Origin of the sequence: Streptococcus sp. 27098_8_134, assembly GCF_041431675.1 — a bacterium.
Classification (GTDB): Bacteria; Bacillota; Bacilli; order Lactobacillales; family Streptococcaceae; genus Streptococcus; species Streptococcus sanguinis_R.
The window spans coordinates 145,891-159,813 of sequence record NZ_JAPVYD010000004.1; the positions used below are offsets into that span (position 1 = coordinate 145,891).

At 40.1% G+C, this 13,923-nt stretch carries 12 protein-coding genes and 1 other annotated feature; all 12 genes read right to left on the reverse strand.

Annotation, left to right across the window (positions count from 1 at the left end):
• Positions 1-109: 109 nt before the first annotated feature.
• The 12 genes from O3620_RS10075 to O3620_RS10130 all read right to left on the reverse strand — a co-directional run bounded on the left by O3620_RS10075 (position 110) and on the right by O3620_RS10130 (position 13,902).
• Positions 110-5,734 (reverse strand): ZmpA/ZmpB/ZmpC family metallo-endopeptidase, encoded by a 5,625-nt coding sequence (locus O3620_RS10075; RefSeq protein WP_371601692.1) that lies wholly within the window; start codon positions 5,732-5,734, stop codon positions 110-112.
• Between the two features lie 286 nt (positions 5,735-6,020).
• Positions 6,021-6,389: a 50S ribosomal protein L7/L12 gene (gene rplL / locus O3620_RS10080; protein ID WP_002895571.1), complete on the reverse strand. Its 369-nt coding sequence runs from the start codon at positions 6,387-6,389 to the stop codon at positions 6,021-6,023.
• Positions 6,390-6,462: 73 nt separating this feature from the next.
• Complete coding sequence (gene rplJ / locus O3620_RS10085) at positions 6,463-6,963, reverse strand: 50S ribosomal protein L10 (RefSeq protein ID WP_002897628.1); 501 nt, start codon at positions 6,961-6,963, stop codon at positions 6,463-6,465.
• Positions 6,964-7,000: 37 nt separating this feature from the next.
• Positions 7,001-7,136, reverse strand: a sequence feature (ribosomal protein L10 leader region).
• Positions 7,137-7,247: 111 nt separating this feature from the next.
• Positions 7,248-7,877, reverse strand: coding sequence for a hypothetical protein (locus O3620_RS10090; protein WP_002919064.1), 630 nt, complete (start codon positions 7,875-7,877; stop codon positions 7,248-7,250).
• Between the two features lie 106 nt (positions 7,878-7,983).
• Complete coding sequence (locus O3620_RS10095) at positions 7,984-8,325, reverse strand: hypothetical protein (protein WP_002919065.1); 342 nt, start codon at positions 8,323-8,325, stop codon at positions 7,984-7,986.
• Positions 8,326-8,568: 243 nt separating this feature from the next.
• Positions 8,569-9,366 carry a formate/nitrite transporter family protein gene (locus O3620_RS10100; protein WP_371601693.1) on the reverse strand — a complete coding sequence of 266 codons (798 nt, stop codon included), beginning with the start codon at positions 9,364-9,366 and terminating at the stop codon, positions 8,569-8,571.
• Between the two features lie 113 nt (positions 9,367-9,479).
• Positions 9,480-10,427, reverse strand: a complete 948-nt coding sequence (gene mmuM / locus O3620_RS10105) for a homocysteine S-methyltransferase (RefSeq protein WP_371601695.1) — start codon at positions 10,425-10,427, stop codon at positions 9,480-9,482.
• A 63-nt stretch (positions 10,428-10,490) separates the two neighbouring features.
• The gene (locus O3620_RS10110) at positions 10,491-11,189 is read right to left on the reverse strand and encodes a glucosaminidase domain-containing protein (protein WP_002917305.1); all 699 of its coding nucleotides are present in this window, start codon (positions 11,187-11,189) and stop codon (positions 10,491-10,493) included.
• A gap of 148 nt (positions 11,190-11,337) precedes the next feature.
• The gene (gene yihA, locus O3620_RS10115) at positions 11,338-11,925 is read right to left on the reverse strand and encodes a ribosome biogenesis GTP-binding protein YihA/YsxC (RefSeq protein ID WP_002917306.1); all 588 of its coding nucleotides are present in this window, start codon (positions 11,923-11,925) and stop codon (positions 11,338-11,340) included.
• A gap of 10 nt (positions 11,926-11,935) precedes the next feature.
• Positions 11,936-13,165, reverse strand: coding sequence for an ATP-dependent Clp protease ATP-binding subunit ClpX (gene clpX / locus O3620_RS10120; protein WP_002895582.1), 1,230 nt, complete (start codon positions 13,163-13,165; stop codon positions 11,936-11,938).
• A 51-nt stretch (positions 13,166-13,216) separates the two neighbouring features.
• Entirely contained in the window at positions 13,217-13,387 is a 171-nt protein-coding gene (locus tag O3620_RS10125) for a hypothetical protein (RefSeq protein WP_002895584.1), read from the reverse strand.
• 2 nt (positions 13,388-13,389) lie between these two features.
• Entirely contained in the window at positions 13,390-13,902 is a 513-nt protein-coding gene (locus tag O3620_RS10130; protein ID WP_002902864.1) for a dihydrofolate reductase, read from the reverse strand.
• Positions 13,903-13,923 lie beyond the last annotated feature (21 nt).

Here is a 13,923-nt window from a genome sequence, read left to right on the forward strand (position 1 = left end):
AGGTTTGTAATTTCTTATCTGCAAGAAGGTCTGAATTTAAGAGTAATTCAAGCTCTGCCCTAACATTTCAGACTTGTAACTTTGCAGACCATTTGACTGCTCAAACCAATCACTTCTGGTTTTCAAAGATTGATGTTCTGAAATCTTTAGTCTGATCAAGGTAAGCTTTGAAAACTGCTTTTTTAAGCTTATGGACAGCACTGTCATGTTCTGGTTTATAGCCGCTCCAAGAATACCAATTATCATTTGCATCTTTGAGTACGGCTTCATCCATCAATTCCTGCAACTCTCCCACGGTACTTATAGTCTTAGTAGCATAACTTGTCCATGGTTGTCTTGTATCATCAAATGTGACCTTGTTCAGGCTGTCGAACTTGTTTTTACGTTCTTCATACATAGCCTTCTTAAACTCAGTCCAATTATTAAACTGACCGTTGAAGACCTTGCGTAAAACCAAGTCATCTGTTACCAGACCTCTTGTCTTACCATAGATACTGATGGTTTTCCCGTTTTGCTTAGCATCATCTTCATACTGATTAGAGATATAAGGAACCATACCATCTTTGAAACCTTTAGCTGCCAAAAGTTCATAAGCCATACGCCGTCCCATAAGATCTCCAGGCGTTCCTTTTTCACTGCTTAATGCAGAATAAATCGGAGAGAAGAGTTTAATCGTATGGTAGCCGTTTCTTTCTACATCACCATTTTTGTACTCACGCGCTGAAAGAATATTGTTTTCAATCAGACTGTCGAATGAGTTTATTTTCTGCGCATCCGCCATTGTAATATTTTTTATCACATTGGTTGCGTAAACATCATTTCCATCAGCATCTCGAACATATTTATTCTCGACTTTTCTTAGCGCGTTTACTTTCTGTACATCAGATAGACGGTTCACGATTGACATCCCTTCTAGGTACTCCAACATATAAATGACATCAAACATATTGTGAACATAGTTTTTCAAATCATCCGCATTTTGGAAACGTTTAGTTGGATCTAGGACTTGCAAACGAGATTTCTCCGTCACATCATTCTTGTCATATTTAAGAATTGAGTTGACCGTGATTGTCGCATCATCTGGATGGTCTGGTGCTTGCAACAAGCCCTTGGCGAAGAATTCTGGACCAAGACCGCTTCTCCTTCCATATCCGCCTAAATAGATCTCATTATCAGAATCATGGGTCATTTCATGGGTATAGGTAATGGCTCCGTCCTTGTCCAGCATGCGATAGCCCATGTAGTAAACCCCGTCTCCAGTAGCGTAAGCTCCATGCTTATTGTGTACGACCTTGTTTCCAACCGGTCCAAAGAAGTATTTCATAGCTGGATTAGAACTGTCAAATTGCGCCTCCACTGTAGCTTTGCCGACAGTAGTATCATCTCCAAACTTATAGGCGTCATAGAGCAAGATATTTCGATAGAGCTTTTCACGGCCCTGCTCGTCTAATATTCTGTACCAATAATCATAATGGTCGCGTTGGCGTTTTGCGGTTTCCTGAGCATTTTCCTCAACAAACTTATTGAGTTCTTCCCCTGCTCTGTGTTCATTATTTCTATATCTGTCATAGGCACCAAAGCCAAGGCTGGATATAGTCGAGATGACAAAGACTGATCTTTCAGGCATTGTCAGCAAAGGTAGGACCATATTTCGGTATTTCCAAGTGTCGCTGGTAATTCTGTCATACACCCCGATAGAATATTTGCTGCCAACCTGCTCTTGTTTGACCCTCACCTCATCAATAGCTGATTTTTCTTCAACGATATAAGCCTTGGTTTGCTCTTTGAACCATTGATTATTTGTTTTGTTTGGTAAAAATACCTCTCGGTAATTGGCCAGAGTGCTAAACAAATCTTTTGTTGCATTATTGTTGGCAAGGCTGATGCTATAGGCATCTACGTTGTTCTTGGCCAGAAGATTGTTAAAGCCAGATTTACCTAATTCAATGATCGTGTCTAGCGGTGACACGTTGCCCTTACCAAAGAAATCCATGTGGTACATGACTAAGTCTTTAATATTCACGTCACCATAGTTAAAGTTGTACCAGCGCTCTAAATAGGTCAAACCTAAAAGCAAGGCTTCCTTGTTGCGTTTGATTTTATCTACGACGTAACCATTAATCGTTTGATTTTCGCTGGCAATGACTGCATCAGCAGACAAAAGTTTTTCCAGTGTATTTGCTAGATTTTCCTTGGTTTTAGCAAACTGCTCTTCTAAGTATAATTCCGTCAGTGAAACGCCTGAAGAAATACCTAGGGTGTTTCTGGTAGACTCTGATTGATAATCGACCGCTCTCAAATCAGGCAAAACTTCATTGATGATCGAACTATGACTATGCAAGAATTGATTTGGCGTATAGATGAGACCTGTATCGCCCACACGATATTCTGCTAACTTACTAAAGTCAGATTGGTAGGTGAGATCTAGTGTTTCAGATGAATGATCCTTATAGTGTAGCAAGAGCTTATTAGCCGCCTCCTTATGTGAAGCAATATCTGTAATCACTTCATTATCCTTCATCATGACTGCAGATAGGACTTCTTTTTCATACAAGGCGCTATCTTCTTTTACCAGATTACCGTATTTGACAATGGTCGCCTTATTATAAAACGGCAGTAATTTTTCTATATTCTTATACGCTAAAGCTCGACTGGCTTGATAGTCTTTAACCTTAGAAAAATCACTTTCTATATTTCTGCTAGTCAGTAAGTTTTCGACTTTCGGTACAGCAAGAGAGTTGATTTCAGATTTCTTACTTGCGATTTGAGCAGCATCAATCAATGTTCCTCTCTCTTCGAGGGATTCCTTGGTGACAACCTCATCCTTTTCAAGAGTCACTTTGTAGACTCTGTTTTCCTTGTTGCTATATGAGTCAGTTATTCGCATTCCTCGATAGTGATAGCCACTAATGGCATTCCCGTTCATAACATTGACATCACTGAGAACATTATGCAATCTTCCAGCGTGTCTCTCTTCGCTAGAATCTCTATCCCACAAGTAGCCAGCCACACCAGCAACACTTCCAAAGCGCTTCACATTATTAATCTGGCCCTCAGCGTAACTATTGCTGATAAGCGCATCTTTCTCGACAAGACCTGCAAGGCCGCCGACAGTTTGGTTTGTGCTATCCGCATTTGACGAGATGGTAATCGAAGCTTTTGACTTATCAACTACTGCATTGATGCCAGTCAATTGACCTACTAATCCTCCGATATTGTATGGTGACCTCGTTTCATAGGAGTTGACAATTCTTCCCTTGAAACTACTATTTGTAATCTTAGAATTATCAGCCTTCCACACCAAGCCACCAATGCCACGTTCGCCAGCCAGAACACCGTCTACGTGGACATTGTTAATCCTTGTTGCATTATTGGCTTCATTTCCAAGAGCTCCAATATCAGTTTTCCCTGAGATATTTACATCTTTAAGAACCAGATTTTCTACAGTAGAAGCGCTCAAAGTGTCGAATAAAGGCTTCTTCAAATTATAAATAGCATAATGTTTCCCGTCTTTGCTGCCGAAGAGCTTACCAGTAAATCTGCCCTTTATATAACTGCTAGCGCCATTTTCTAGTTCGACCTCGTTGGCATTCAGACTGGCACCTAAATAATAAGTTCCACTTAGATCGTTATTTATAGCTTGAACTAAGTTACTAAAGGAAGTGAAGTTTGTGACTTCTCTCTCTGCCTTCTTAGCTAGATAGAAAGTAAAATTGTCCTCGTACTTATTGTCAACATCCTGTTTTAATTTTTCAGCACTTGCTGTAATTTTATAAACCGGCTGACCATCTTTCGTGCTATCGACTATTGAAGAAATTGGCAAGAAGACATCTTTAAATTTAGAAGATTTTACTTTCACGAAATAATTCTCTTGATTGCTTGGAATGGCATCTAGAGAAACGTGCTGTTTGTATTTTCCATCAGCTAGACTATACAGCTCTACATCAGATACATTTCTTAGCTCGATATTCTTTTCTGGTTCTTGCTTCTGCTCTTTTGGCTCTTGAGCTTTTTCAGCAGGATTTTCCGCTTCTGGCGCTGCTGGTTCGATGTATCCAGTATACTCTTGCGGAGGCTCTACCTGCTCAGGCTCAACAATCGCTCCAGATTGAGTTCCTGTATATTCAGGTAACGAAGACACTTGTTCAGGTTCTACGATTGCTCCTGCTTGAACACCGGTGTACTCCGGCAATGGAGGAACTTGTTCAGGTGCTACTATGGCCCCAGATTGGACGCCTGTGTACTCCGGCAATGGAGGAACTTGTTCGGGTGCTACTACTGCACCGGATTGAACGCCTGTATATTCTGGTAATGGTGTCACTTGTTCGGGTTCTACTATTGCTCCTGCCTGAACACCCGTGTATTCAAGTAGCGGAGTCACTTGTTCAGGCTCAACTATTGCCCCTGCCTGAACACCGGTGTATTCAGGTAGCGGAGTCACTTGTTCGGGCTCAACTACCGCACCAGATTGAACACCAGTGTATTCAGGCAATGAAGTCACTTGCTCAGGTTCGACTATGGCACCGGATTGGACACCTCCAATCTCTGGTTCAATTTGTTCAGGCTCAACGACGGCTCCAGATAGTGTACCTGAATACTCAGGCAAAGAAGGCACCTGCTCGGGCTCAACGATGGCGCCGGATTGGACGCCTGTGTACTCTGGTAAGGGAGCTACTTGCTCAGGTTGAACCAAGTTAGAAGCTACTGGTTTGTTGCTAGGCGCGTCAAGTTTTTTAGTCCCTTTTTCCACTATTTTAGGAGTCGCTTCCTCTATTTTTGTCGAAAGAACCTCCCTAGAAACTTCCACATTATCTACAGTAAAAATTCGAACAACTTCGATTTTACGGCCTGGTTTGCCTTCTTGTTTTACTCTTACAGTACCTTCGGCTAAATCCGGATTCTCTTGTATTTGTTCTCCAAAGGCTATCTCAGTTTCAACGGTCTCTTCTTTGTATAATAGTTCAGGCTTAGCTACTCGGCCAGACAAGACTTCATCTTGAGGCTCAATTGTATTGACTCCAACCGTTTGATTTTTCAGTCCATTCTTATCAAAAGAAACAGAATAATCAAGCTTCTTGTTTTGGTTTAAAGCTTCTTTATCTAGATTAGCATTTTGCTGATGATCAAGAATCTTATTGTCTAATAATTTTTTAATCGATTCATCTTTTATGTAGCCAACATAGGTATAGCCTGAAATTTCACTTGGTGACGGCAGACTTTCCCCAGCCGACACTTGATATTCCGCATTATACTGTAGCAAGATCCCATTTTCCAGTGCATCGACAGATAGTATCAAGCCTCCTCCGACACCAGCTCCCACCAAAACAGTCAATAGAAACTTGCTTTTAACCTTTCTTTTCGACACAACAAAAACAACCAATCCTATCGTCGTTAACAGACCAGCCGTCATCATAGTATTGGAATGGTTATTGTCTCCTGTATTCGGTAACGTTTTTGCTCCAGCGTTTGAGTTTAACCTGTAGACAAGATAGTAAGTCTCCTCATTGCCTTCAGGCATTTTAGGAAATCCACTTACAATCAACTCCTTTTCTTGCGAAGTTATTTCATTATCTGTCACGTATTTATAGTGTACATTCAACTTTTCCTGCGCTTGAACAGAGTCAACCCCAACGATAGACACAAAAAACAAACTAGAAATAGCAGCCGAAACAAGCCCGACAGCTAATTTCCTAAAAGCAAAACGAGTTTGCTTCTCCCCAAAAAACTTTTTCATAAAATCCCTTTCAAATTATTCTAAAAAGAATAACAAATCCTTTAAACCAGAGAATGAGTAACAGTAAGCCATTGCATTCATTCATCTGGATCCCCCTAACAAAAATCTCCTAATCAACAATCTCATATAACTTTTATCTTATTCATAATATCTCCTAAATCGCAATAATCTGTCTAAATTATATCATACAATCCTATTTTTTGTTAGCGTTTTAACATAAAAATGATTTTGGGATACAAAAAACCAAGTCTTTCGACTTGGTTGATTTCTATGATTGGAAACTCTATTATTTAAGAGTAACTGAAGCTCCAGCTTCTTCCAATTTAGCTTTAAGTTCTTCAGCTTCTGCTGCAGCAACGCCTTCTTTGATAACGTTTGGCGCACCATCAACAAGTTCTTTAGCTTCTTTAAGGCCAAGACCAGTGATTTCACGTACAACTTTGATAACGCCGACTTTCTTGTCACCAGCTGCAGTCAATTCAACGTCAAATGAATCTTTAGCAGCGGCAGCTTCACCAGCACCAGCAGCAGCTACAGCTACAGGAGCAGCCGCAGTTACACCAAATTCTTCTTCGATAGCTTTTACAAGGTCGTTCAATTCAAGGATTGAAGCTTCTTTAATTTCAGCAATAATGTTTTCAATGTTCAATGCCATTGTTATTTCCTCCAAATAATTTTTAAATTTATAATATTTTTTTCGTAGCTAGGCTACGCTGCGTAGCTTAAGATTAAGCTGCGTCTTCTTTGTTGTCTGCAACTGCTTTGACAGCAAGTGCAACGTTGCGAACTGGCGCTTGAAGTACAGAAAGGAGCATAGAAAGAAGTCCTTCGCGGTTTGGAAGAGTTGCAAGTGCAAGAATCTCTTCTTTTGATGCGACAGCGCCTTCAATTGCACCACCTTTGATTTCAAGTGCATCAGCGTTCTTAGCAAAGTCGTTCAAGATTTTCGCTGGAGCAACAACATCTTCGTTAGAAAATGCTACTGCAGATGGTCCAACAAAAACAGATGCCAAGTCTTCAAGTCCAGCTTTTTCAGCTGCACGACGCAAGATTGAGTTTTTGATAACTTTATACTCAACTTCGCTTCCACGAAGCTCACGACGAAGAACGGTATCTTGCTCAACAGTCAAACCACGAGCGTCCACAACGACGATAGATGCAGCAGCTTTCATTTTCTCAGCAACTGCGTCAACCAGCTCCGCTTTTTTAGCAATAATAGCTTCACTCATTTAGTGTTTCACCTCCGTAATTATTTTGCTTGGGGAATTTTCCAAAAGAAAAACGCGCCCAAACCTAGACACGAAAGTACAATACGCTTCTTTTTACATGATACGTTTTGTCCTCGGTAGGATCTTTATGAGTCGAGCTCCCCTACTGTCTTAGGCAGTTTTTTCAAACCATTGATAATTATAGCAAAAGAAAAAAAAGATTGCAAGCTTTTTATACAATCTTTTTTAAATTTAGTCATTATTTTCTGCAAATTTCTTACTTGACTAATATCTACTTCTTTCCCTTAGTCGTATGTTTCGAGTTCAATATAATCAAAGTTCTCTCTTATATAATCAAATAAGGCGTCTTTATGAGCTTTCTGATTCATTCCAATAAACTTTCGCAACTCATCTGTCCGGAGTTCAGATTCACTGCCATCAAGGTACCATGCAGAAAAATGAACTCGTCTTACCTCACGAAAACGGGAAAGACGAAAAACAGACGCCTTCATAAATGCACCTATCTTAGAACATTCTGGTAGGTAGACAATATCAAATGTCCTGTAACAAATGAGATGATCGCCATAAACCAAAACTTGCAAATCTTTGTCAAGGTAGTCCGCATCGTTGAGATAGTCCCAGCTATCTTCAAGCTCAGGGTAACAACCTCTCAATTCCTGAATATTGCTGTTTAACAGAAGATTATTTTTTATCATTCTATAGATAGACTCGACTAAACTCATATGGATCCAAATAAAGAAAAGAATAAACATAAAATTATCACGAATCAAATCTAGCCAAAATGAAATACCTAACTCCAATGCATAATAAATATAACCGCACGAAAAAAAACCAAAGAAGATAGCACTCATTACTGGACCAATCATCATCAAAATTCTAGCTCTAAGCGGCGAAAACCTAAATCTTTTTCCCACTTTCCTCAGTTCCTCCTAAACTCAATTCTTTATCTCCTTTTATATCGCATCCCCCCTCTTGTGTATTTAACTTTGTTTATCATAGAAAAAATTTATTTCAGTAGTTTTATGACATATTAGGAAAAGTCTTCTTAAGCAGATTTCTGCTTTCTTCATCGGCAGGCAGCCATCCGTCATTGAAAACACGATCTTTTATCCAAAAACGATTATAGAAAAAAGTCCAAAAGAAATTAAAGGCTGTTCCAGTTGGCTTTAACAAATCTTCTGGAATGAAAAGCACAGCAATAACAAGCAAAGCGCAGAAAGAACCTAAAATAATACCAAAGTATTTCCAGTCCTTTCGAAAAAGCGGGACAAAAAAACTAAATAGTAACGTTGTAATAGAGTAGGATGGTGACAAGGTTTTGACTTTTCTTCCATCTGGTGACTGAATAGTAATCTTATTCATAACATCTCCTTTTGATTACATAATATACCAAATTAATTTAACAAACTTCGATAAATCTGTCAACTGTTTTGCTTAGATATTAGAGATTGAAAGTCAATGAACATTAAAAAAGAGACTAGAAAGTTAGTCAAAGATCGTACTAGAGAACTGAATGGAATGGAATTGACTTCTTTGTTTGAATTAGACCTTTAAAGTGTGAAATTTAAATGTTTTTTCAAAAAAATACAGCCATAAGGCTGCATTTTAATCTACGTAATGTTCTTCCTTTTTATTAAACCAAGCGTATGGCAAACCTATGAGTAGGCCACCACCAATGAGGTTGCCGATAAAGGTTACGCCCCAATGGCGAAGGATATTTCCAATACCAAAATTTTGTACTTCCGCTGCTGCTGATCTGAATTTCACGATAGCGAAGGAAGCAAAGTTGGCTGCCAAGTGTTCGTTAGTCAGGAATACAAACATATAAATGGCTGATATAACTAAGAAGAGCTTAGCTGTACTATCCTTGACCAAAACAAAGGAAAGAATAGCAATATTAACAAAGATATTGGCTAAGACTCCCTCGAGTAGAATCAGCTCATTAGATCGAGCAAGCTTCATCTGCACAACACCAGAAATGAAACTATCTTTGCTAAGCCCTGCGTAAGCAGCCGAGTTAGCAAAGAGCCAGCCGGCAATCAAAGCGCCAATCAGATTGAAAAAGGTACAATAAAGCAAAATCATCAAGGCTTTTTTCCAGTCAATCTTCTTCAAAAAGGTACCAGCAGTTAGAAACATCATATTGGAAGTCACCAACTCTGCATTTAGAAAAACAATGTAAGCCAATCCCCAAGCAAAGATGAAAGGAAAGAGAAAACGCCCAGTTCCTGGAACAATCTTATTCGTCAAATCTGCCGCAATAGCCCCAGCCCCAGTACTAAAGGTTAGGAAAGCTCCAGCAAAAATGGAACGAACGGCATACTTGGCCTTGCTTGTATCAAACAAAGCTTCTTTTTTGCGGCAAGCTGCTTCAATTTTAGGGATAAATGTCGATTCAGGCATAAAAAATTCTCCTATTAATTTAAACTATGAATAGTATATCACAAAGTTCTTGCTTTTGATAGCGTTTTCGAGAACCTTTTTAAATTTTCTAAAAAAGGATTGAAAATCTATTTTCAACCCTTAAATCCTTTTGCTAACCGAGTAATATCTTCTGGCCGTGTTCGACAGCAACCACCAAAAAGACGTACACCTTGATTTTGCCAAAGTTTACTACTTTCCAGCAAGCTCCGCTCCTGCTCTGGATCGTCATGCCAAGTCTTGGTCAAGCCGTTATAAGTTTCGCCAGAGTTTGGATAGGTCAGAAAAGGTTTGTTGCACACTTGTCCAAGCCCATCTAATAATGGAGCAATTAAATGTGGAGCTGTACAATTAAAACCAACTGCCAAAACTTGTGGGCTTTCTTGAGCCAAATTCCCTAATTCCTCAATCTTGGTGCCATCTGATATGGCATTCTCTGACTGGGCGACAAAGGACAAATAAGTCTCAGCCTGTGGAAATTCCTCTGCTAAAAGTCGGAGGATTGCTGCCGCTTCTGCTCCATTTGGGACCGTTTCAATAGCCAGCAAGTCACTCCTGGCTTCTAGTAAAGCTTGGATACGCGGACGGTGAAAATCTCGAAATTCTTCTTCACTCAGCTGGTAGTCTCCCGTATACTCGGAACCATCAGCTAAATAGGCAGCATAAGGCCCTACCGAGCCTGCAACCAGAGGATAAGGTCTCTGTTTCTGCTCTTCTGGAGATAAGACTTGCCAGGTATTTTCGATTGCCTTCCGTGCTAAGAAGACTGTCTCTTTTAAAAGATTATAAGCCTTTTCAGTAGTTAGTCCTGCCTCTATAAATGCTGGAATGCTAGCCTGATAACTGGACGTAGTGATGATGTCACTGCCAGCTCTTACATAGCTTTCATGCACATTTTGAATAATCCGAGGCTGGTCTAATAGGTATTGAGCGAACCAAAGCTTACCAGATACATCATAACCTCGGCTTTCCAACTCTGTACCTAAGGCTCCATCTAAAATAATAATTTCTTGCTCATCAAGCAAATCTTTAAATTTTCCCATGAAATACTCCTAGAATCTACGATTAAACATAAAAAGAGGTCTCCCTCTTTTTTGTTGTCTTCATTAAAATCTATTCGCCCAGGCAGTATCGACGTCCAAAATATCTTGAGTAGTGTATTGCTGACGATAAGGATTGTAAACGATATAGCCAGCACCAGACTCATAGAGTGGTGAATCAAAGCGAGTCAAATCATATTTTTCAATAATATAATTCAATTTAGCATTATAGCTAGTATCTGTCGCATAGACACCAGTCAGGGCAGCTGTTGCATCCTGATAGGTTGGTGCATTGCTCTTCCATGCGCCTGCAAAATGCCCCTGTTTGAGAACCGAAACATAGTCTTGCAGAGACTCTACATAGCTAGGATATGAACGGAAACTGTCGTTGATGGTATAAGCATTTCCCTCTCCGTCATCTTCCCAAGTCTCCATATTAGCAGACTGACCATCATAGTGACCTTTGATACCGAAAAGGTTATAATGAGGTTCACCAGACAGACCAGACTGTCCTGAGCCACTTTCCAAAATAGCCTGTGCAATCATAACAGAGGCATAAAGATCATTATCCTGTCCCAACTGACGAGCTGGCTCACCGATTTGTGAAATGAAATAGTCTGTCTGATTCATAGGCTGCTGATCGCTATTATTAGCGCTAGCAGGATTAATATGCTTGGCCAAGACGACGCCAACAGCAATCGTTGTTGTCATGATGAATAAAGCTGAAAGGATTCTCTTACCTTTTTTTGAAATTCTCTTTTTCACAGCACTTCTCCTGAATAAGATGTTAATGATACCATTGTAACATACTAAAGATTAAAAAAACACTATTGATAATTTACAAGTATATGACATTTTTCGTTTTATTTCAAAAAATCCAACTCAAAAGACGAGTTGGATTTAATTCGTATTATTAAATTTTTGACAAAATCGCGTCCCAAGAAGCATCTAAGCCATCCTTGGTGACTGAGGAAAAAAGAATGAAATCATCATTTTTGTCAAAGTCCAGTTTTTTCTTAATAGCTGACTCGTGCTTATTCCATTTTCCGCGAGGGATTTTATCAGCTTTGGTCGCTACTAGAATAACTGGAATGTTATAATATTTCAGAAATTCATACATTTGCACATCATCTGCGCTCGGATCATGCCGCAGATCGACAAGGCTGACAACCGCTCTGAGATTTTCACGACTGGTCAGATACTCCTCAATCATCCGGCCCCATTTTTCACGCTCTTTTTTGGAAACACGGGCATAGCCATAACCTGGCACATCGACAAAACGCAGTTTATCATCAATGTTGAAAAAGTTTAGCAGCTGAGTTTTTCCAGGTTTTCCTGAAGTTCGCGCTAAATTCTTACGATTAAGCAGTGTATTGATGAAGCTGGACTTTCCAACGTTTGATCGGCCAGCTAAGGCAATTTCTGGAATATCATCTTGAGGGTAATGCGATTTATTGGCTGCACTCAGCAAAATCTCTGCGTTGTGGGTATTGATTTCCATAAGCACCTCGTTAGGCAGTTTCTAGAATAGGCTTATCTGTTCCATCTACTGCTTCTTTGGTAATGCGGACAAGTTTGACATTTTCCTGACTTGGAACTTCAAACATGACATCCATCATAGTTTCTTCGATGATAGAACGAAGACCGCGAGCACCTGTTTTACGTTCAATCGCTTTATTGGCAATCTCCTGCAGAGCATCCTCGTCAAATTCAAGCTTAACGTCATCATAAGATAGAAGTGCCTGATACTGCTTAATAAGGGCGTTTCTAGGCTCTTTCAAAATCCGAACCAAATCATCAACTGTTAGTTGCTCCAGAGCAGCAAAAACAGGCAAACGACCAATCAACTCAGGAATAATCCCAAACTTTTGGACGTCTTCCGAGATAATTTCCTGCATATAGGAACTATCTTCGTCGATTGCTCGGTTATTCTGACCGAAACCAATGATTTTCTCACCCAGACGCTGTTTTACGATTTCTTCGATACCGTCAAAAGCACCGCCAACAATGAAGAGAATGTTCTTAGTATCAACTTGAATCATTTCCTGCTGCGGATGCTTGCGTCCACCTTGCGGAGGTACACTAGCTACGGTACCTTCGATAATCTTCAGCAGAGCTTGCTGAACTCCTTCGCCTGAAACATCACGAGTAATTGAGACGTTCTCACCTTTCTTGGCAATTTTGTCGATCTCATCAACATAGATAATCCCGCGCTCAGCACGCTCGATATTAAAGTCAGCTGCCTGCAAAAGTTTGAGGAGGATATTTTCCACGTCTTCACCGACATAACCAGCTTCAGTCAGAGCAGTTGCGTCCGCAATGGCGAAAGGCACATTGAGACTGCGAGCCAGAGTCTGCGCCAAGAAGGTCTTACCTGACCCAGTCGGGCCAATCATCAAAATATTTGACTTTTGCAGTTCCACATCTTCTTCTTCGCGGCTGTCATGGTAGTTAATACGCTTGTAGTGATTATAGACCGCTACTGCTAAGGCACGCTTAGCTCGGTCTTGCCCAATAACATAGTGGTTCAAGATATTCAGCAGCTCCTGAGGTTTTGGTACCTCAGATAGATCTGCCAGCACTTCCTCGGCTAGCTCTTCACGGATGATTTCCTGTGCCAGTTCCACACATTCATTACAGATGAAGGCATTGTTACCAGCTATAATCTTCTGCACCTCATCTTGGTTCTTCCCACAGAAAGAACAAAAAACCATCATATCATCATTACGACTTGTAGGCATTGTTTACTCCAATTCTAAAATTCTAAATCTATTTATTTTCTTTCATACATGTTAAAAAAGTGTCATATAAAAAGCATGAATGGAATTTACAAGATTTGTAAAAGCATTCAGCAAAAATAAAGCCGCCAGTCCAAACCGCTTTTTCCGAAAGGTTTGAACGGCACAAATAAGACAAATGACACATAAAAAGGCCGTAAAAAAACCAAAAATACTACGTTCCATTCTTACGAGTCCTTCCTTTGGTATCTTTTTATAGTGAAATCATAAGGGTTCTTTTCATCTTTGGCATGAAATTCACTGCTAACTTCCTGATAAGGAGCCCAGTCAAATGTCTCAGGGAAATAGGTGTCTCCTTCAAGCTTAGCAGCAATCTGAGTCTGAATCAATTCTTCCAAATACGGTTCAAAAGCCTTGATAATCTGCGCACCGCCGATAATATACAAGTTTCTATCTTGCTTGTGGTACCAATCCAAGACATCTTCCACATTGCTGAACAGTAAGACATTTTCATTGTCAACTTGATAGTTCTTGTCCCTGCTCAAAATCAGACTAATCCGATTTGGCAAAACCCGACGCTGCAAACCATCAAAGGTCACACGGCCCATCAAAATAGCATGTCCAGTAGTTGTAGCCTTAAAATGCTGCAATTCTGCTGGTAGATGCCAGGGCATGACCTTGTCTTTTCCAATCAGACCACCCTCTGCCTGAGCCCAAATGGCAATAATCTTCTTTGTCATCCTTTTATCCTTTGTATTAGT

Coding starts and splice junctions, on each gene's coding strand:
- O3620_RS10075 (WP_371601692.1), bottom strand. CDS start 5,734: ATGAAAAAGTTTTTTGGGGAGAAGCAAACTCGTTTTGCTTTTAGGAAA.
- rplL (WP_002895571.1), bottom strand. CDS start 6,389: ATGGCATTGAACATTGAAAACATTATTGCTGAAATTAAAGAAGCTTCA.
- rplJ (WP_002897628.1), bottom strand. CDS start 6,963: ATGAGTGAAGCTATTATTGCTAAAAAAGCGGAGCTGGTTGACGCAGTT.
- O3620_RS10095 (WP_002919065.1), bottom strand. CDS start 8,325: ATGAATAAGATTACTATTCAGTCACCAGATGGAAGAAAAGTCAAAACC.
- O3620_RS10100 (WP_371601693.1), bottom strand. CDS start 9,366: ATGCCTGAATCGACATTTATCCCTAAAATTGAAGCAGCTTGCCGCAAA.
- mmuM (WP_371601695.1), bottom strand. CDS start 10,427: ATGGGAAAATTTAAAGATTTGCTTGATGAGCAAGAAATTATTATTTTA.
- yihA (WP_002917306.1), bottom strand. CDS start 11,925: ATGGAAATCAATACCCACAACGCAGAGATTTTGCTGAGTGCAGCCAAT.
- clpX (WP_002895582.1), bottom strand. CDS start 13,165: ATGCCTACAAGTCGTAATGATGATATGATGGTTTTTTGTTCTTTCTGT.
- O3620_RS10125 (WP_002895584.1), bottom strand. CDS start 13,387: ATGGAACGTAGTATTTTTGGTTTTTTTACGGCCTTTTTATGTGTCATT.
- O3620_RS10130 (WP_002902864.1), bottom strand. CDS start 13,902: ATGACAAAGAAGATTATTGCCATTTGGGCTCAGGCAGAGGGTGGTCTG.